Source organism: uncultured Pseudokineococcus sp. (genome assembly GCF_947499845.1).
Lineage (GTDB): Bacteria > Actinomycetota > Actinomycetes > Actinomycetales > Quadrisphaeraceae > Pseudokineococcus.
Genome location: NZ_CANMPM010000007.1, coordinates 153,804 through 172,305 on the forward strand (window position 1 = coordinate 153,804; position 18,502 = coordinate 172,305).

Consider the following 18,502-nt stretch of genomic DNA (forward strand, 5'->3'; position numbering starts at 1 on the left):
GCCGTCGACCGGGGCGCCTCGGCAGGGGAGTGACGCCGCCGGACGGACGACGTGCGGGGGCGCGGGGGCGTCGGCGGAGCGGGGACGCTCCTCGTCGCCGCGACGTCCACCGGCAGCGCGGTCACCGGAGGCCGCCGGTCGTCGCCACGGGCGGCACGAGGCGCTGTCCCGGCAGGAGCCGGTCGGGGTCGTCGCCCACGACGGCGCGGTTCGCCGCGTACCAGGCGGGCCACGCGGCAGCCACCTCGGCGTCGTCGGCGCCGGGCGGCAGGTGCCGACGGGCGATGTCCCACAGCGTGTCCCCGCGCACGACGACGACGACGCCCGCCTCGTCCGCGGTGGCGGCCTCCCGCGGCGACGGCACGAGGAGGCCGCCGGACGCCTCGACGTGCGGGGCGACCGGGCGGGGCGGGGCGGTCGGCCTCCAGGTGACGTCGGGCGCGCCGTCCGTGCCGGCCGCCGTGGCGGGCGCCGCACCGGGCGCCGCCGCGGTCGTGCTGTCGAGCGTCGGCGTCGTCGCCGGCTCGGCGGCGACGGGCGGCGCCGCGACCGGAGCGGCGGCCAGGGGTGCTGCGGTGACGGGTGCTGCGGTGACGGGGGCGACGGCGGCGGGGGCGACGGCGGCGGGGGCGGCGCTCGCCGGACCCGCGGCGAGGAGCGGCCCCGCGCCGAGGGCCGCGACGAGCACGCCGCGGAGCACGGCCGGCAGGAGGCGGGTCGCGGCGCCGGCCACGGCGTCCGCAGCGCCGGCCCCGGGCGCGAGCCGCGCCGTCGCCACCGCGCCGGCCGCCAGGCCCCACGCCGTCGCCAGCGCGCCGGCCGCGCCGGTCGCGGCCGCGACGAGGAGGTCCTGAGCCGTGGTGGCGGGGGCGAGGGGCCACGGGACCTGCCCCGTCGCCGTCCACGACCCCGTGCCCGGACCCGCGACGGCGGCCGCCAGGGCTGCCACCCCCGCGACCGCGAGGGCCGCGGCGGCGAGCAGGACGAGCAGCGCCCGGCCGCGGCCGGACGGGGTGCGGCCGGACGTCACGGGGGACGCCGGTCCCCGGGCGTCGTGGGGGTCGGGGCGGGTGGTGCTCACGGCAGCTCCTCGAGGACGTCGTCGACCGGAGGGGCCGGCCGCTGGGCCGACCGGGTGGTGCGCGGGCGTCGGGCGAGCCCGCACCTCCGGCGTGGTGGGAGCAGTCCTACCCCGACCGACTCGACGTTGACCATCGTTTGGTGCTGTTTGGTGTAGACGACCACCCATCAGTGTGGCTCGGGTTCGTTCGATCGTCGGTGGCGCTCGCCGGTACGGTGCGGTGGTGCGCTGGCAGCGGCTGTTCGAGGACCTCGAGGCCCAGCTCGAGCAGGAGGCCGCGGCCGAGCTGCGCGCCGAGGTGGCCGACCGCACGCGGGCCGAGCAGGCGGACGTCTGGCTCGCCGACCGCCTGCGGGCCGCGGGTCCCCTGGAGGTCGCGCTGCACCTGCGCGACGGCGCCGTCGTGGCGGGACGCGTGGACGACGCGGCCCCGGAGTGGGTCGTCGTGGCGGAGGCCCGCGGTCAGGCCCTCGTCCCGCTGGCCTCGGTGGCGTCCGTCGCCGGCCTGCCGCGCCGTGTCGCCCCGCCGGCGGGCGCGGTGCTGCGGCGCACCTCCTTGCGCACCGCGCTGAGGGCGCTCGCCCGCGACCGCGCCGCCGTGCGCGTGGCGGTGGCGGGCGCCGAGCTCGCGGGGACGATCGACCGGGTCGCGGGCGACCACGTCGACCTGGCCCTGCACGCCCCGGGGGAGCCGCGGCGGGCGGGGGCCGTCCTCGAGGTGCGGGCCGTCGCGATCGGGGCGCTGCTCGTGGTCCGCAGCGCCTGACGCCGAGCGCAGGGACAGCGCCCGGCGCGAGCCGACGGGGCGGCTCAGACCCGCTCAGCCGCGCTCGAGCCCCTCCGCGGCGGTGGCCTCGGCCGCCTCGTCCAGCCCGCCGCGCTCGACCAGGGCGCGCGTCTGGGAGTACATCCGCTGGATGTAGGACTCGAGCTCCGTGGTCTCGACCCGCCACTGGCCGCGGCCGCCCACCTTGATGGCCGGCAGGTCGCCGGAGCGCACGAGGGCGTAGGCCTGCGCCGAGGAGATGGAGAGTATCTCGGCGACGTCCGCCAGCGGCAGGAATCGGGCGGGCACGCGTCCTCCTCGGGTCGGGCGGGGCGCCGGCGGGCTGCTCCGCGGCGGCCGGCGGGCCCCGGAGGGGGCGCCGCGGCCGGAGTCTGGCACGCGGTCGGAGGACCTTGCGGCTCGGTCGGGTGACCCTGTGGACGACGGGGCGGAGCGCGGCGTCGGCGCTGGCACGATCGCCGCGTCGCGCTCGCCGGCCCGCCACGACGGCGCCCCGGTGGGCGGCCGCGGGGGCCGGGCGACGTGACGTGCAGGGGGACGGGTGGCGGCGGTCACGAGGGCGGAGGCCGGGGGCGCACCCGCCCGGAGGGTGGCGCTGCCGTCGTGGCGGGACCCGCGGCTGGTGGTCGGGGTCCTGCTCGTGCTGGCGGCCGTCGTCGCCGGCGCCCGGCTCGTCGCGTCGGCGGACCGCACCGTCCCGGTCTTCGCGGCGGCGGAGGCCCTCACCCCGGGCGAGCGCGTCGGGGCCGACCAGCTGCAGGTCGTGCGCCTGCGCCTCGACGGCGGAGGCGGGGCGGCGGCGTACCTGTCGGCCGCCCGCCCGCCGGACGGGGAGCTCGTGGCCCTGCGCGGCGTCGGCGCCGGTGAGCTGGTGCCCGCGGCGGCCCTCGGCGACCCCGGCGTGCTCGACGTGCGGCCCGTCGGCGTCCCCGTCGAGGGCGCGCTGCCCGCCGAGCTCGTGCCCGGCGCGCTCGTCGACGTGTGGGTCACCGCCGTGGACCTGGGCTCGCCCGGGGCGCTGCTCGAGCCGCGACGGGTCGTGGTCGCCGCCCCCGTGGCCGAGGTCGACGCCGGTCCCGGCGCCCTCGGCTCGGCCGCCACGACGACCGTGCAGGTGCTCGTGGGCACCGAGGAGCTCCCCGACGTCCTCGCCGCGCTCGCCGCCGACGCCGAGGTGCAGCTCGTGCTGTCGCCCGGGGGGCTCGACGACGGCGGCGAGGACCTCGACCCCGTCGCGTCCCGGGGCGCCGCCGGGCAGGCCGCCGCGCCCGTCCCGACGGACGCCCCCACCGCCGCGGCTCCCGCGACCCGCTCGCCCGCGGGGTCCACCGCGACCTCGCCGGAGGCGTCCCCGACGGCCGCGGCCCCCCGGGCGTCCGGCGGCGGTGACGGGGCGACGCGGCCCGCCGAGGAGCCGGCGGCGGGCTCGCCGGCGGGCGGGGGAGCGGCGCCCGAGGACGCGCCGGCCGACGGCGGCCCCGGTGCCGGGGCTCCGGACGGCGGGGCCACGGACGGCGGAGCGACGGACGGCGCGACGCCGGAGGACGGCGCCGGTGGCTGAGACCGGCGTCCTCGTCGCCGTCACCGGGGCGTGGGAGGCGCCGCTCGTCGCGGCCATCGGCGCCAGCCGCAGCCTCGTCGTGCTCCGACGCTGCGCCGACCTCCCCGAGCTGCTGGCGGTGGCGGCCACCGGTCGCGCCGGCGCCGCCCTCGTCTCCGCCGACCTGCACCGCCTCGACCGCCCCGCCGTGGTGCGGCTGCGCGAGTGCGGGCTCGTCGTCGTCGGCCTCGCCGCCCCTGCGGCCCTGCGCGAGCAGGAGCCGCGGCTGCGCGCCCTGGGGGTGGACGTCGTCGCGGCCGCCGACGTGCCCGCGGCGCGCCTCGAGGAGCTCGTCGAGGGGGCGCGGCGCCGCGCGGCCGGCGGGGGCTCCGCGGCGGCCGCGGGCGGCGCGGGCCGTCACGGCGCGGGCCCGGTCGAGGGCCCCGACGCCGACCCCGAGGCGGACGCCCGTGCTCCGAGGGGCACCGCGGCCGCCGGTGGCGCGAGCCCGGAGCCGGGCGCGGTCGGCAGCCCCGGCCCCGCCTCGGCCACGCTGCGGACCGCCGACCGGACGAGCACGTCCGACCCGGCCGACGCCCTGCCCGCGGCACCCGACGACGCGGCGGAGCTCGACCTCGCCGTCGCCCCGCCCGAGGGCGAGGGCCGGGCCGGGCGGCTGGTCGCCGTGTGGGGGCCCCCGGGGGCGCCGGGGCGCACGACGGTGGCGACGGGCCTCGCGGCCGAGCTGGCCGCCGCGGGCGAGCAGGTGCTCCTCGCGGACGCCGACACCCACGCGGCGAGCGTCGCGCAGGTCCTCGGGCTGCTCGACGAGTCGCCCGGGCTCGCCGCGGCGTGCCGCTCCGCCGCCTCCGGCGTGCTGGACGGGCGGGCGCTGGCGCGGGCGGCCGTGCGGGTCTCGCCCGGCCTCCACCTGCTCGGGGGCGTGAGCCGCAGCTCGCGCTGGCCCGAGCTCGCGCCCGCGTCGCTCGACCGCGTCTGGGAGGTGGCGCGCGCGCAGGCGGACTGGGTGGTGGTCGACCTCGGCTCCCCGCTCGAGGCCGACGAGGAGCTCAGCTACGACACGGCCGCACCCCGGCGCAACGGTGCCGCGCTCAGCGCCCTGGCGGCCGCGGACGAGGTGCTCGTCGTCGGCGCCGCCGACGCCGTGGGCCTGCAGCGCCTCGTCCGCGGGCTGGCCGACCTCGCCGAGGCGGTGCCCGGCGCGCCGACGCCGCGGGTGGTCGTCACCCGCGTGCGCGCGTCCGCGGTGGGGTCGCCGCCGGAGCGCCGCGTCCGCGACGCCCTCGCGCGCTTCGCGGGCGCCCGCGACGTGAGCCTCGTGCCGGACGACCGGGCGGCCCACGACGCGGCGCTGCTCGCCGGGCGCACGCTGGTGGAGACGGCGCCGCGCTCGCCCTCCCGCCTCGCCGTGGCCGCGCTCGCCGAGGCGCTGCGCGCGGCCCGGCCGGAGGCGTCCGTCGCCGGGGACCGCGGGGGCCCGGACGGCGGACGTGCGGCCGGGCGCCGGGCCGCGGGCGGCAGGGCGGGGGCCGCGCGGCGCGCCCGCGCGGCGGTGCGTCGCGCCCGCCCGCGGCCTCGCGCGGGCTGAGCACCGCCGCCGGGCACCACCCCGGGGCACCACCCCGGGGCGCGCCGCGGCGGTCGCCCGGGTGGGGCAGGCTGTCGGGCGTCCCGGCGACGCGCCGGTGCGGAGAGGAGCGGCGGTGCCCGAGCGGCTGAGCGCGCTGGACGCGTCCTTCCTCTACCTCGAGGGCGCCTCCACCGTCATGCACATCGGCTCGGTGATGGTGCTCGAGCCGCCGCCGGAGGGCTTCGACGTCGAGGACCTGGCCCGCTGGGTCGGCGCGCGCATCGCCTACATCCCCCGGTACCGCCAGCGGCTGCGCTCGGTGCCGGGCCGCCTCGCCAACCCCGTGTGGGTCGACGACGAGCGCTTCGACCTGGACCACCACGTCCGCCGCACGGCCCTGCCGCGCCCCGGCTCGCGCGACCAGCTCGCGGAGCTCGTCGCGCGCGTCCAGCCCCGGCGCCTGGACCGCACGCGCCCGCTGTGGGAGGTCTACCTCGTCGAGGGCCTGGAGGGCGGCGGCCTCGCCGTCATCACGAAGACCCACCAGGCGATGGTCGACGGCGTCGCGGCGGTCGACCTCGGCCACGTTCTGTGGGACGACGCGCCCGGCAGCGGCGCCGTCCCGGGGACGACGTGGCGCCCCGCGCCGGAGCCCACGCCCGTCGAGCTCGTGGCGGGCGCCGTCGTCGACGCGGTGCGGCGACCGCCGGAGGTGCTCGAGGCGCTGCGCTCCGGCGCGGCGGGGCTGCGGGCGTCGCTGCACCGCGCGGCGGGCACGGCCAGCGGGCTGGCGCGGGCCGCGACGACCGCGACGGGTCCGCAGGGCAGCCCCCTCGACGTCGTCGTCGGCGAGCAGCGCCGCTTCGCCGCCGTCGACACCGACCTCGACGACTACCGGGCCGTGCGGAGCGCGCTCGAGGCGCGGCCCCGCCGCCGGGCCGCCCCGCGCCCCGGAGGACCCGCAGCGGAGCAGCAGGGGCCGGGCCGTCGCGCCGAGCCGCCGCGCCTGTCCACCCGCACCGACCTGCACGACGTCGTCCTCGGCGTCCTCGCGGGCGCCCTGCGCGGCTGGATGCTCGCGCGCGGCCTGCCGGTGGGCCCCTCGACCGTGGTGCGCACCCTCGTGCCGGTGAGCGTGCGGTCCGCCGACGGGGACGCCGGCGGGGGGACGAGGGAGCCGGGGGAGGCGCCCACGGGCGCCGTCCTGCCCGCCACGAGCGTCGTCGGCCACCTCGTCGACCTCCCCGTGGGCGAGCCCGACCCGGTCGTCCGGCTGCAGCAGCTCTCCTTCGCGATGCGCGACGGGGCCGGCGGCCGCCGCGTCGGCGCTCGCCAGCTCGCCGGTCTCGCAGGCTTCGCGCCGCCCACGCTGCACTCCCTCGGCGTGCGCGTCGCCGGCTCGCTGAGCCACCGCGTGTTCAACCTCGTCGTGACGAACGCCCCGGGCCCCCAGCACCCGCTCTACGTCGGCCCGGTGCGCCTGCGGGCCGCGTACCCCGTCATCCCGCTCGCGGCGGGGCAGGGCCTGGCCGTCGGCGTCACGAGCTACGACGGCGTCGTCTCCTACGGCCTCAACGCCGACCGGGACGGCGTCCCCGACCTCGACGTCCTCGCCGCGTGCGTCACCGACGCGCTCGCCGAGCTCGTCGACGCCACCGCCTCGCCCGGTCGTTGAGCTGCTGAGCCGTTGAACCGCTGAGCCGCTGAGCCGTCGAGCCGCTCCGCCGCTCGCCCTCGCCGCGTCGCCGTCGCGCCCGCCCCGGGGCGGCAAGATGGCCCCGTGCGCGTCTACGTCCCCGCGACCCTCCCGCTGCTCGCCGCCTGGCTCGAGGCCGGCGAGGTGCCGCCCGGCCGGGCCCGCGCCGCCACGCCCGCGCTGCGCGAGTGGTACGTCGAGGGCGACGACGAGGAGCTCGAGTTCTCGGCCCTGCTCGACGCGGCCACCGACTCCCTCGCGCTCCTCGCCGACGACGCCGCGGCGCCGCGGCGTCGCCTCGTGCTTGCCGCCGACGTCCCCGACGGCGACGCGCGGCCCCTCGGCGGGCCCGGTGACGACGAGCCGCCCTCGGCCGTCGAGCTCGGCGCCCCCGTGCCGCTGCGCGCCTTGGTCAGCGCCCACTGCGACGAGGCCGCCGCGGAGGGGGCCGTGCGGGCGGCCGCGGAGGCGCTGCCCGCCGCCCGCGCGGGCGACGAGGACGCCGCCTTCGTCGTCGACGGCGCCGAGGACGGCGACCTGCTCTGGTACGACGCCGCCGAGCTGCGCGACCTCGTCGCCGGGGGCTGAGGCGCCGCGGGACCGGTCCGGCGGGCCGGACCCGATGCGCCGGGTCGCTCAGCCGGCGCGCTCGGCCAGCCAGCGGCGGCCCACGGCCTCCTCGCTGCGGATGGCCGCGCGCACGGCCGGCTCGGCGGCCTTCTCCAGCGCCCCGCCGACGAGGGGCACCGAGGCCTTGAGGTCGCCCGCCATCCGCTCGGTGCACGCGCCGTCGCCGTCGGCCTCCAGGCGCAGGTCTGCGCGCAGGACGACGGGCGCCCCGACGACCTCGATCGTCATCGTCCCCGTCCGCCCGCCGTCGGCGGACGGCGCCGTCCAGCTGTCCGTCTGGTGCAGCTCGAGGCTGTCGCCGACGAAGCGGCGGGCGACCTGCGGCACGTCGTCGGTCGGCATCACGCGGGTGCTGCGGACGACGAAGGCGCCCTCCGGCGAGCCCTCGACCCGCGCCGAGTGGGACAGGGGGTGCGTCGCCTCGTCGCGGGCGTCGACGAAGCCCGGGTCGGCGAGCATCCGCCCCACCTCGGCGGCGCTGGCGGGGTAGCGGACGTCGGCGGAGAGGCGCATGCCGGGACGGTACCGGCGGGGCCCGCAGGGGGGCCACGGGTGGCGACCGGGCGCGCCGGGCGCCCGTCGGTAGGGTCGCGGGCATGCTGCGCGGCGGGGTTGACGGGCGGGTCGAGGAGCTCCTCACGGACGTGGCGGCGCAGGCCGCCGGCTCCTCGGGCGGCCCCGGCCCCTCGGACGAGGGCGGGCCTGAGGGCGCCGGCGGCGACCTGCGCGAGCTGCTCCTGGCGTACTGGGGCCGCGCGCCGCTGGCCGACCTCGCGGAGCGCTCGCCGGAGGAGCTCGTGGGCGCCGCCCGTAGCCACGCCGAGCTGGCCGCCGGGCGCGAGCCCGGCACCACCCGCGTGCGCGCGCTGCCGGCCGGCTCGCAGTGGCGCGGCCTCCACGCGGTCGTCGAGGTCGTCACCGACGACGTGGCCCACCTCGTCGACTCCGTGCTCGCCGAGCTCGAGCGCCAGGGCCTCGGCGTCCGCGCCGTCGTGCACCCGGTGCTGCGCCCCGGCGAGGGCGCCGACCCGGTCTCGTGGATCCACGTCGAGGTCGACCCGGTCGACGAGGAGCGCCTCGACGCCGTCGTGGCCGGGGTCCGCGGCGTCGTGGCCGACGTCCGGGCCGCCGCCGCCGACACGGGCGAGGTGCTCGGGCTGCTGCGGGCCGCCGCCGACGCCATGCCCGCCGGGGCCGCGGCGCAGGAGGCCGCGCGCTACCTGCGCTGGGTCGCGGACGGCAACCTCGTCGTCCTCGGCGCGCGCGTCCTGCGACCGGGCGCGGAGCCCCGGGGCCTCGGCCTCCTGCGCCCCGACCGGGCCGACGCCCCCGGTGCGGCGGGCGGCCGGCCCGTCGACGCCCTGCCCCCGGCCCTCGCCGCGCCGCTGCGCGACGACGAGGAGCTGCGCCTGGCCCTCGGCGACGTCCGCTCGCGCGTGGCCCGGCGCGACCACGTGGACCACGTCGTGGCGGCCCTCCACGACGACTCGGGGGAGCGGGCGGGCGAGCTGCGCGTCATCGGGCTGTACGCGCCCGGGTCCTCGACCCAGTCGCTGCTCACGGTGCCGCTGCTCGACCGCCGCGCCGCCGAGGTGCTCCGCCTCGCCGACGTCCCCGCCGACAGCCACACCGGGCGCGACCTGCTCGCCGTCCTCGACACCTTCCCGCGCGAGGAGCTGCGCCTCGCGGGCGTCGAGGAGCTCGCGAGCACCGCGCTCGCCGTGCTCGGCCTGCAGAACCGCCGGGCGCCGAGCGCCTTCCTGCGGGCCGACCCGTGGGGCCGGTACGTCTCCGTGCTCGTCTACATGCCGCGCGACCGCTACACGACGGCCGTGCGCCTGCGGGTGTCCGAGCTGCTGCGCCGCGCCTTCCGCGCCGAGCAGGTCGAGTACTACGTCTGGGTCGCGAGCTCGGTCCTCTCCCGCATCCACTTCGTCGTCCGCGCCCCCGAGGGGGAGGGCGGCCTCGCCGACGTCGACGAGGCGCGCCTGGTCGACGACCTCGCCCGCGTCGTGCGCACGTGGGAGGACGACCTGGCCGTGGCGCTGGCCGCCGAGGTCGGCCAGGAGGCCGCCGGGGGACGGCTGCGCCGCTGGGGCGCGGCCTTCCCGGAGGCCTACAAGGAGGACTTCACGGCGGCCGACGCCGTCGCCGACCTCGCCCGGCTCGAGCGCGTCGAGGCGGGGGAGGCCGACACCGTCCTGCACCTGCGCACGCCCCCGGACGCGGGGCCGGACGAGCACCGCCTGTCGCTCCTGCGCCGCTCGCCGCTGCCGCTGACGAGCGTGCTGCCCGTGCTCGCCAACCTCGGCGTCGAGGTCCTCGACGAGCGGCCCTACCGCCTCGAGCCGCGCGCGCCCGGTGGCGCCGGGGCGCGCGACGGCGGGAGCGTCACCGGCGACGAGGGGACCCCCGCCGTCGCCGGCCCCCTGCGCGAGGCCCACCTGCTCGACTTCGGCCTGCGCTACACCGCCGGGGAGTGGGCGCGCGAGGCCCCGCCCGGGCGCCCGGGCGAGCTGCTCGAGGACGCCTTCTGGCAGGCGTGGCGGGGCAGCACGGAGTCCGACGGGCTGGACCGCCTCGTCCTCGCCGCCGGCCTGACGTGGCGCCAGGTCTCCGTGCTGCGCGCCTACGTCAAGTACCTGCGCCAGGCGGGGCTGCCCTTCAGCCAGACCTACGTCGAGCGGACGCTGCTCGCGCACACCGGCATCGTCCGGGGGCTGCTCGAGCTCTTCGCCGCGCGCTTCGACCCCGACCTGCCCGCCGGGGCGGGCGGCACCTCGGCAGGGGGGCCGTCGGCCGAGGAGCTCGAGGAGACCGGCGTGGACCCGGCCGCGCTCGCCGACGACGTCACGCCCGCCCGCGCCGTCGCCGCCGCCCGGGTCGCCGCGCGCGTGCGCGCCGCGCTCGGCGAGGTGGACGGCCTCGACGCCGACCGCACCCTGCGCGCCGTGCTCTCGCTCGTCCTCGCGACGACGCGGACCAACGCCTACCAGCGCGACCCCGAGGTCGACGGCCCCGAGGTCGACGGGCGGCAGGTCGACGGGCACGGGGCCGACGGGAGCACGGGCGGGGACGACCCGGAGCGCCCCGGCGCCCGGGACGGCCGGGCGGCGCTGGCCTTCAAGCTCGACCCGCGGCTCGTGCCCGAGCTGCCCCAGCCGCGCCCGGTGCACGAGATCTGGGTCTGCTCCCCGCGCGTCGAGGGCGTGCACCTGCGCTTCGGCGACGTCGCCCGCGGCGGCCTGCGCTGGAGCGACCGCCGCGAGGACTTCCGCACCGAGGTGCTCGGCCTCGTGCGCGCGCAGGTGGTGAAGAACGCCGTCATCGTGCCGACGGGCGCCAAGGGCGGCTTCGTCGCCAAGCGGCTGCTCGCCTCGTCGACGACGGGGGCGCCGGCGCCCGAGGTGGGGCGCGACGAGCGGGCCGCCGAGGGCCGGGCCTGCTACGCCGCCTTCGTGCACGGGATGCTCGACGTCACCGACGACCTGGCGCCGGCCGAGGGGGGCCGTCGCGCCGTCCGCCCGCCCGAGAGGGTCGTGCGCCACGACGCCGACGACCCCTACCTCGTCGTGGCCGCCGACAAGGGCACGGCCACGTTCTCCGACCTCGCCAACGCCGTCGCGGCCGAGCACGGCTTCTGGCTCGGCGACGCCTTCGCCTCCGGCGGGTCGGTCGGCTACGACCACAAGGCCATGGGCATCACGGCGCGCGGGGCGTGGGTGAGCGTCCGGCGCCACTTCCGCGAGCTCGGCCACGACGTGCAGGCGGAGCCCTTCACCTGCGTCGGCGTCGGCGACATGAGCGGCGACGTCTTCGGCAACGGGATGCTCCTGTCGACGCGGGCCCGCCTCGTGGCGGCCTTCGACCACCGGCACGTCTTCCTCGACCCCGACCCCGACCCCGACCGGTCGTGGGCCGAGCGCGCCCGGCTCTTCCGGCTGCCGCGCTCGTCCTGGGACGACTACGACCGCTCGCTGCTGTCCGAGGGCGGCGCGGTCGTGCCGCGCACGGCCAAGTCCGTCCCGATCACCCCGCAGGTGCGGGCGGTGCTCGGGCTGCCGGCGTCGACGACGGCGATGACGCCGCCCGAGCTCATCCGCGCCGTGCTCCAGGCGCCGGTCGACCTGCTCTGGAACGGCGGCATCGGCACCTACGTCAAGGCGTCGACCGAGACGCACGCCGACGCGGGGGACAAGGCCAACGACGCCATCCGCGTCAACGGCGCCGACCTGCGGTGCGCCGTCGTCGGCGAGGGCGGCAACCTCGGCCTCACCCAGCGCGGCCGCGTCGAGGCGGCCCTGCACGGGGTCGCGCTCAACACTGACGCGATCGACAACTCCGCCGGGGTCGACTGCTCCGACCACGAGGTGAACATCAAGGTCCTCCTCGACCAGGTCGTGGCCGCCGGGGACCTCGACCGCGCCGAGCGCGACGCGCTGCTCATGGAGATGACCGAGGACGTCGGGCGCCTGGTGCTCACCGACAACGACGAGCAGAACACCCTGCTCGGCGACGTGCGGGTGCTCGCGCCGAGCCTGCTGCCCGTGCACCACCGCTTCGTGCAGCGCCTCGAGCGCGACGGGCACCTCGACCGGGCGCTGGAGGCGCTGCCCGACGACGCGGGCTTCGCCGCCCGCGCCGACGACGGCCTGGGCCTCACCACGCCGGAGTCCAGCGTCCTGCTGGCGCTCGCCAAGACCACCCTGTCCGCCGAGGTCCTGGCGTCCGACGTCCCCGACGAGCCGTGGGCCCAGCAGATGCTGCGGGACTACTTCCCCTCGGCGCTCGTCGAGCGCTTCGGCGGGCGGCTCGAGGAGCACCCGCTGCGGCGCCAGGTGGTGACGACCTGCCTCGTCAACGACCTCGTCAACCGCGGCGGCATCACCTTCGCCTTCCGCTCGACCGAGGAGACGGGGGCGTCCTCGGCGTCGGTCGTCCGGGCCTACGCCGTCGCCCGCGCCGTCTTCGACGCCTCCGGCGTCTACGCCGCGATCCGCGCCCAGGACGGCCGCGTGCCCACCGCCGCGCAGACGCGGGCGACGCAGGAGCTGCGCCGCCTGCTCGACCGGGCCGTGCGCTGGTACGTCCACAACCGCTCGGGCGTGCTCGACGTCGCCGCCGAGGTCGCGGCCGCGGAGCCCGTCGTCGCCCGCTACCGCGGACGCGTGGGCGAGCTGCTGCGCGGCCGCGAGCGCTCCCGCTTCGACCGGCAGGCGGCCTCGCTCGTCGCGGACGGCTTCCCCGAGCCGCTGGCGGCCCACGTCGCGGGGCTGCTCGACGAGTACGACCTCCTCGACGTCGCCCGGACGGCGTCGGCCACCGGCGCCCCGGTCGACGACGTCGCAGCGGTGCACTTCGCCCTCTCCGAGCGCTACGGCGTCGACGACCTGCTGGGTCAGATCGCCTCGCTGCCGCGCGAGGACCGCTGGCAGACCCTGGCCCGCGGGGCCCTGCGCGACGACCTCTACGCGGCCCTGGACACCCTCGTCCACGCCGTCCTGGCCCACGACGCCGCGCGGCGTGCCGACGACGCCCGAGGTCAGGACGAGGCCCGGGCGCCCGGCGCCGCGGCCGCGGGCACGGCGGTCGAGCGCGCCGACGCGCGCGTCGAGGCGTGGGAGGCGGCGCACCCGGGGCCGCTGGAGCGGGCGCGCCGGGTGCTCGACGAGGTGCGGCGCCTGGAGCGCGGCGACATCGCGCCCCTGTCGGTCGCGCTGCGGCTGCTGCGGGGGGCGGTGCGCTCGAGCTCGCTGTAGCGACCGACGGCCGCCACCCGCCGGGCCGTCACCCGGCCGGGCGTCGGGCGCGCGCCGTAGGGTCGGCGCGTGCCCACGATGAGCGACCTGCTGCGCGACGCCACGGACCTCGAGCCCGTGGACGCCGAGTGGCTGCGGCTGCTCGTCGGCGACTGGCAGATGGTCTCCGACCTGGCCTTCGCCGACCTCGTCCTGTGGGTGCCCGCCTCCGGCGGCGAGGACTGGGTCGCCGTCGCGCACTGCCGCCCGTCCACCGGCCCGACGGCCTACTACGACGACCAGGTGGGCCGCCGGGTGCCGCGGGGGCGGCGCCCGCTCGTCGACGAGGCGTGGGCCACGCGGCAGGTCGTCAGCGAGGGCGAGCCCGAGCACGACGAGGACTCGGCCGTCCGGACGACCACGGCGCCGGTCCAGCGCGCGGGCCGGCGCGTCGCCGTCCTGTCCCGCCACACGACGGCCGTGTCCCTGCGGATGCCGAGCCGGCTCGAGCTCACGTACATGGCCTGCGCCGACGTGCTCATGGGCATGGTCGCCGAGGGCCGCTTCCCCAACCAGGACACCCCCAGCACGCACCGCCGCGGCTCCCCCCGCGTGGGCGACGGCCTCGTGCGCGTGGACGCCGACGGCGTCGTCCTCTACGCGAGCCCCAACGCGCAGGCCGTCTTCCACCGGCTGGGGCTCATCGGCCAGCTCGCCGGGCGGCTGCTGCCCGAGGTGACGAGCGAGCTCATCGACACGAGTGGCCCCGTGGACGAGTCGCTGCCGATCGTGCTGCTCGGCAAGGCGCCGTGGCGGGCCGACGTCGAGACGCGCGGCGCCGCCCTGTCGCTGCGCGCGGTGCCGCTCGTCGAGGACGGCGTCCGCGTCGGCGGGCTCGTCCTGTGCCGCGACGTCACCGAGCTGCGGGGCCGCGAGCTCGAGCTCATCTCCAAGGACGCCACCATCCGGGAGATCCACCACCGGGTGAAGAACAACCTGCAGACCGTCGCGGCGCTGCTGCGCCTGCAGTCGCGGCGCATCGAGTCCCCGGACGCGAAGGTGGCCCTGGCCGAGGCGATGCGGCGCGTGTCCACCATCGCCCTCGTCCACGACACGCTCTCCCAGACCCACGACGCGTCCGTCGACTTCGACGCGCTCGTCGACACCGGGCTCCTCCTCGCCGCCGAGGTGGCGACCCCCGGCGCGCGCGCGAAGGCGCGCCGCACGGGTTCCTTCGGGCTCGTGGACCCCAACGACGCGACGCCGCTGGCGCTCGTCATCACCGAGCTGGTCACCAACGCCGTCGAGCACGGGCTGGCCGACCGCGACGGGACGGTCGAGGTCCGCGCCGAGCGCGACGGCGCCCACCTCGACCTCGCGGTGTGCGACGACGGGGTGGGCCTGCCCGCCGACTTCCGCGTCGGGGCGAGGGCGCCCGGCGGCGGCGGGCTGGGCAGCCGCATCGTCCAGACGCTCGTGCGGGGCGAGCTGCGCGGCGACATCCGGTGGGAGAACCGCGACGACGGCCCGGGCACGGCGGTGCGCGTGCGCTGCCGGCTGGGCGAGGTGTCGGCGCGCTGAGCCCGCTGCTCCACCGGCGGGCTGCGGCACGACGGCGCGGCGGCGCGTGCCCGGACACGGCGAGGCCCCCGGTCCCGAGGGGGACCGGGGGCCTCGGAGCCCTCGGCGGCGGGCCGAGGGCGGCGGGAGCCGCGGAGCGTGTCAGCCGGCGCGGCGGGCTCGGGCGGCGCGGCGCTTGAGCGCGCGGCGCTCGTCCTCCGACATGCCGCCCCAGACGCCGGCGTCCTGGCCGTTCTCGATGGCCCACTGCAGGCAGGTGTCCACGACGGGGCAGCGCTTGCAGATCGCCTTGGCCTCCTCGATCTGCAGCAGGGCCGGGCCCGTGTTCCCGATGGGGAAGAAGAGCTCCGGGTCCTCGTCGAGGCAGGCGGACTTGTCGCGCCAGTCCATGGGTGGTCCTCCAGGTCGGTCGTGCGGCGGTGGTCGTGTGCGGCGGGACGGGCTCGGACCTCCCGCGCTTGTGAAGGTCTTCACGAGCGTGTCCCACGAAAAGGGGCCCCGCCGAAGCGGTGCCCCTCGTCCTGGGACGAGGATCACAGAGGGGAAGCCGTTCCTCAAGGGTTCACACGCTGGGAACTTCCTGCGTGTCGGTCCGTCTCCCGATCCGGGCCGCCCGGGGTCGGGGCGACCGGTGGCCCTCCCGACGGCGGGCCGCACCGGGGTCCTCCGGCGTCCGCTCATGGTGTATGAGGGGTGCAACGGCCGCCACCGGAGGCCTGTTCCCGGGTAGGAGGGGATCGCCGAGGCTCCCGGGGCGCCGCGGACCGGCTGGCTACCGTGGGGGCGTGGTCGGTCCCAGCGCGAACGAGCAGCGGCCCGGCGGGCCGGAGGACCGGGGAGGCTCCCGTGGCTCCGACGAGCCGGTCGGGGCCGCCGCCCCGGCCGTCCGCCTCGTGGTCGTCGGCCTCGGGGTCGAGGCGTTGCTCCTCGTGGCGGTCGCCCTCCTCTACGTCGTCGGCACGGGGGAGGGGCTCGCCGCGTCGGCCGGCCTCGCCGTCGGCACGGCGGTCCTCGCCGTCGCCCTGGCGGCCCTCCTCGGCGGCTGCGCGGTCGGCATGGCGCGGGGCCGCCGGCGCGGCCGGGCGCCGGCGCTCGTCTGGCAGCTCCTCCAGCTGCTCGTCGCCGTGCAGGTGGTGCTCGCCGAGACGAGCGGCTCGAGCACCTGGTGGGCGGCGCTCGGGGTGGCGGTCCTGGCGGCGGTCGTCGGCCTGGCCCTCGCCAGCGGTGCCGTCACGCGGGCGCTGCCGGCCGTGCGCTCGGAGGAGGACGGCACCCTGCTCTGAGGCCGCCCTGCCCCGGTGCCGGGGCAGGCCCCCGAGGCGCCCGGCCGCGCGGGGAGCCGCCGAGGCCGTGGGGGACGCGGTCGGCCGCGCCTAGTCGGCGAGGCGGTCGCGCAGCTGGGCCAGCGTGCGCGCCAGGAGGCGGGAGACGTGCATCTGCGAGATGCCGACCTCCGCCGCGATCTGGCTCTGCGACATGCCGCGGACGAAGCGCAGCGCGAGGATGCGCCGCTCGCGGGCGGGCAGCGCCTCCAGCAGAGGGCGCAGGACGGCGCGGTCCTCGACCTCCGCGAGCCCGGCGTCCTCGGCCGCCCACTGCGAGGGGGCGTCGTCGTCGAGGGGGACGGTGGCGTAGGCGCCCGCCGACTCCAGCGCGGCCAGCACGACCTCCTCGTCGAGGCCGCAGGCGCGGGCCACCTCGGCGACCGTGGGGGCGCGCCCGAGGGACTGCACGAGGGCGGCGCGCGCGTCCGCGACCGCACGACCGTGCTCCTGCAGCCGCCGCGGGACGCGCACGGCCCAGCCGCGGTCGCGGAAGTGCCGGCGGATCTCGCCGAGGACGTGGGGCACGGCGAAGGCGCCGAGGGGGACGCCGCGACCCGGGTCGAAGCGGTCGACGGCGGTGAGCAGGCCGATGGTGCCGACCTGCACGAGGTCGTCGTAGGGCTCGCCGCGCCCGGTGTAGCGGCGGGCCAGCGCCTCGACGAGGGGCAGGTGCGCCGCGACGACGCGGTCGCGGGCGAGCGCTCGCGCCGGGTCCCCGGCGTCCAGGCTCACCAGCGCGTCCACCGCCGCCTGCTGGGGGGTGGTCGACGCCGGAGCCGCCTCGAGAGGCGCCCCGTCGAGGAGAGCCGCGTCGAGGGGGGCCACGTCGACGGGGGCGGCCTCGATGGGGGGAGGCGGGGCGGGCGCGGGCACGCGGGCCGGAGCAGCGGTGGGCCGGGGGCTCCGCGGCGCGGGGGCGGGCGTCCGCGCGGCCAGCGCCGCGCTCGTCCCCGGCGCCCGGCGCCGAGGACGTCCGGCCGGCGTCACGCCGGGCCCCCGGTCACGTGCACGAGCCGGATGGCGCTGCCCTGCGGCGTGCGCTCGGTGCGCACCTCGCCGACGAGCGCCTCGAGGACGGCCCACGCGACGGCGCCCCGCTCCGGCAGGTGGCGCGCCGGGCCGCGCACCTCGACGACGAGGCGCTCGGGGGAGACGTCGAAGGAGGCCTCCAGCACCGCGTCCTCCCCGGGCGGCCGCCGGGACCGCTCCTCGGCGCGGCCCGCGTCGGCCGGGGGGAGCAGCAGCGAGGCGGCCTCGTCCACGGCGATGCGCAGGTCCTCCACGTCGTCGACGCTGAGGTCGAGGCGGGCCGCGAGGGCCGCCGCCGTGGTCCGCAGCACCGACAGGTAGGCCGGGTCGGCCGGCAGCCGGAGGTCGACGCGTCCCGGCGGCGTCACCGGAGCCGCCCCGCCCGTCGACGGGCCGGGCGCCCACCCCGTCGTGGGCCGCCCGTCGACGGGCGGCGGGCCGGAGAGGTCGACCGACGGCACCAGGGGACGCGCGGCCCCGGCTGCGTCGTGCTCGGCCCTCGCCATGGACGTCGCCCTCGCCGTCTGCTCGTGCAGGGGCGCGGTCCCACCTGCTCGAGAGACATCATCCACGCCCGAGGGTGAGGGGACCAGGGGCGAGGGGACCAGGGCTGCGCCTGCTGAGGCGACGACGGCGGGCTGACCGCACCGGGCCGCTCACGCCGGGGCGGCCGTCCCGGTCGCGCCGGGCCCTCCCGCGCGCCCGGCCAGCGCGGCGAGGGCGTCCCGGTCCAGCCGCCACGTCGTCCAGTCCTCGAGCGGGGAGGCGCCCAGGGCGGCGTAGAAGCCGCGCGCGGGCTCGTTCCAGTCGAGCACCGACCACTCGAGGCGGGCGCCGCCGCGCCGCGAGCACTCGAGCGCCAGGGCCTCCAGCAGGGCGCGCCCGTGACCGCGGCCGCGCTCGTCCGGGCGCACCACGAGGTCCTCCAGCCAGACGCCCGGTCGTCCGCGCCACGTCGAGTACGTCGTCCACCACAGGGCCATGCCGACGACCTCGCCGCCGACCTCGGCGACCAGGCACCCGGCGACGGCGCCGTCGCCGAAGAGGGCGCGCCGTAGGTCGTCCGGGGAGGCCTCGACGGCGTCCGGCTCCCGCTCGTCCAGCGCGAGCCGCCGGACGAGGCCGTCGAGGGCCGCGACGTCCTCCGGCCGGGCGGGGCGCACCACGCGACCCGCTGCCTCCGGTCGCCGGGCCGGGTCGTCCGACCCCGGCTCCGCCGCCCCTCCGGGAGGCGTCTGCCCGCCCTGCGGCGCGCCGACCTGCGGTGCCTCGCCCACGTCGTCTCCTGCTCGTCGTCACCGGCGGACGGCCCGCGGTGCTCCTCGCCGCCCGCTCCTGTCGCGGCGTGCTTCCTGCGCCCGCGGCAGCAGCGGAGGCTGCCGCGCCGCGCTCGCGCGCCCGGGCGCCCGGGGCTCCGGACGCCCGCGACCGCAGCAGACCACACGCCGGCGGCCCGGCGCCGCGGCGCGCCCGGCGCCGTGGGCCCGCGCGGGCGACGAGGGCG

The 18,502-nt window shown here is 79.5% G+C and carries 15 protein-coding genes; 8 read left to right on the top strand and 7 right to left on the bottom strand.

The window, feature by feature from the left end; translation table 11 throughout:
- Positions 1-121 precede the first annotated feature (121 nt).
- Positions 122-1,081 (bottom strand): LysM peptidoglycan-binding domain-containing protein, encoded by a 960-nt coding sequence (locus tag Q0789_RS09010; RefSeq protein WP_298804358.1) that lies wholly within the window; start codon positions 1,079-1,081, stop codon positions 122-124.
- Between the two features lie 223 nt (positions 1,082-1,304).
- Between Q0789_RS09010 and Q0789_RS09015 the strand changes: the two genes are divergently transcribed.
- Positions 1,305-1,847, top strand: coding sequence for a hypothetical protein (locus Q0789_RS09015; protein WP_298804360.1), 543 nt, complete (start codon positions 1,305-1,307; stop codon positions 1,845-1,847).
- Between the two features lie 54 nt (positions 1,848-1,901).
- On the opposite strand, the gene Q0789_RS09020 is transcribed toward Q0789_RS09015, so the two are convergent.
- Positions 1,902-2,156, bottom strand: coding sequence for a helix-turn-helix domain-containing protein (locus Q0789_RS09020; protein ID WP_298804362.1), 255 nt, complete (start codon positions 2,154-2,156; stop codon positions 1,902-1,904).
- A 301-nt stretch (positions 2,157-2,457) separates the two neighbouring features.
- On the opposite strand from Q0789_RS09020, the gene Q0789_RS09025 reads away from it, so the two are divergent.
- The 4 genes from Q0789_RS09025 (at position 2,458) to Q0789_RS09040 (ending at position 7,283) form a co-directional block, all read left to right on the top strand.
- On the top strand, positions 2,458-3,429 hold the full coding sequence (locus Q0789_RS09025) for a hypothetical protein (RefSeq protein WP_298804364.1): 972 nt from the start codon (positions 2,458-2,460) through the stop codon (positions 3,427-3,429).
- Positions 3,422-5,017 (top strand): hypothetical protein, encoded by a 1,596-nt coding sequence (locus tag Q0789_RS09030; RefSeq protein ID WP_298804366.1) that lies wholly within the window; start codon positions 3,422-3,424, stop codon positions 5,015-5,017. Before Q0789_RS09025 ends, Q0789_RS09030 begins: the two co-directional genes overlap by 8 nt.
- A gap of 115 nt (positions 5,018-5,132) precedes the next feature.
- Entirely contained in the window at positions 5,133-6,674 is a 1,542-nt protein-coding gene (locus tag Q0789_RS09035) for a wax ester/triacylglycerol synthase family O-acyltransferase (protein ID WP_298804368.1), read from the top strand.
- A 105-nt stretch (positions 6,675-6,779) separates the two neighbouring features.
- Positions 6,780-7,283 (top strand): hypothetical protein, encoded by a 504-nt coding sequence (locus Q0789_RS09040; protein WP_298804370.1) that lies wholly within the window; start codon positions 6,780-6,782, stop codon positions 7,281-7,283.
- A 48-nt stretch (positions 7,284-7,331) separates the two neighbouring features.
- On the opposite strand, the gene Q0789_RS09045 is transcribed toward Q0789_RS09040, so the two are convergent.
- The gene (locus Q0789_RS09045) at positions 7,332-7,838 is read right to left on the bottom strand and encodes a DUF2505 domain-containing protein (RefSeq protein WP_171202899.1); all 507 of its coding nucleotides are present in this window, start codon (positions 7,836-7,838) and stop codon (positions 7,332-7,334) included.
- Between the two features lie 83 nt (positions 7,839-7,921).
- Here Q0789_RS09045 and Q0789_RS09050 point away from each other — a divergent pair, with 83 nt between their 5' ends.
- The gene (locus Q0789_RS09050; protein WP_298804377.1) at positions 7,922-13,084 is read left to right on the top strand and encodes an NAD-glutamate dehydrogenase; all 5,163 of its coding nucleotides are present in this window, start codon (positions 7,922-7,924) and stop codon (positions 13,082-13,084) included.
- Positions 13,085-13,162: 78 nt separating this feature from the next.
- The gene (locus tag Q0789_RS09055) at positions 13,163-14,644 is read left to right on the top strand and encodes a sensor histidine kinase (RefSeq protein ID WP_298804401.1); all 1,482 of its coding nucleotides are present in this window, start codon (positions 13,163-13,165) and stop codon (positions 14,642-14,644) included.
- 141 nt (positions 14,645-14,785) lie between these two features.
- Here the strand turns inward: Q0789_RS09055 and Q0789_RS09060 are convergent, their stop codons facing one another.
- Positions 14,786-15,034 (bottom strand): WhiB family transcriptional regulator, encoded by a 249-nt coding sequence (locus Q0789_RS09060; protein WP_171202901.1) that lies wholly within the window; start codon positions 15,032-15,034, stop codon positions 14,786-14,788.
- Positions 15,035-15,429: 395 nt separating this feature from the next.
- On the opposite strand from Q0789_RS09060, the gene Q0789_RS09065 reads away from it, so the two are divergent.
- On the top strand, positions 15,430-15,927 hold the full coding sequence (locus Q0789_RS09065; RefSeq protein ID WP_298804379.1) for a hypothetical protein: 498 nt from the start codon (positions 15,430-15,432) through the stop codon (positions 15,925-15,927).
- Between the two features lie 90 nt (positions 15,928-16,017).
- On the opposite strand, the gene Q0789_RS09070 is transcribed toward Q0789_RS09065, so the two are convergent.
- From Q0789_RS09070 to Q0789_RS09080, 3 genes are all read right to left on the bottom strand, one after another.
- Complete coding sequence (locus Q0789_RS09070) at positions 16,018-17,052, bottom strand: SigB/SigF/SigG family RNA polymerase sigma factor (RefSeq protein WP_363326126.1); 1,035 nt, start codon at positions 17,050-17,052, stop codon at positions 16,018-16,020.
- Positions 16,953-17,504, bottom strand: a complete 552-nt coding sequence (locus Q0789_RS09075) for a hypothetical protein (RefSeq protein ID WP_298804382.1) — start codon at positions 17,502-17,504, stop codon at positions 16,953-16,955. The genes Q0789_RS09070 and Q0789_RS09075 overlap by 100 nt, the downstream gene beginning before the upstream one ends.
- Positions 17,505-17,654: 150 nt before the next feature.
- Positions 17,655-18,275 carry a GNAT family N-acetyltransferase gene (locus Q0789_RS09080; RefSeq protein ID WP_298804384.1) on the bottom strand — a complete coding sequence of 207 codons (621 nt, stop codon included), beginning with the start codon at positions 18,273-18,275 and terminating at the stop codon, positions 17,655-17,657.
- Between the last annotated feature and the right edge of the window lie 227 nt (positions 18,276-18,502).

Coding starts and splice junctions, on each gene's coding strand:
- Q0789_RS09060 (WP_171202901.1), bottom strand. CDS start 15,034: ATGGACTGGCGCGACAAGTCCGCCTGCCTCGACGAGGACCCGGAGCTC.
- Q0789_RS09050 (WP_298804377.1), top strand. CDS start 7,922: ATGCTGCGCGGCGGGGTTGACGGGCGGGTCGAGGAGCTCCTCACGGAC.
- Q0789_RS09045 (WP_171202899.1), bottom strand. CDS start 7,838: ATGCGCCTCTCCGCCGACGTCCGCTACCCCGCCAGCGCCGCCGAGGTG.
- Q0789_RS09075 (WP_298804382.1), bottom strand. CDS start 17,504: ATGGCGAGGGCCGAGCACGACGCAGCCGGGGCCGCGCGTCCCCTGGTG.
- Q0789_RS09055 (WP_298804401.1), top strand. CDS start 13,163: ATGAGCGACCTGCTGCGCGACGCCACGGACCTCGAGCCCGTGGACGCC.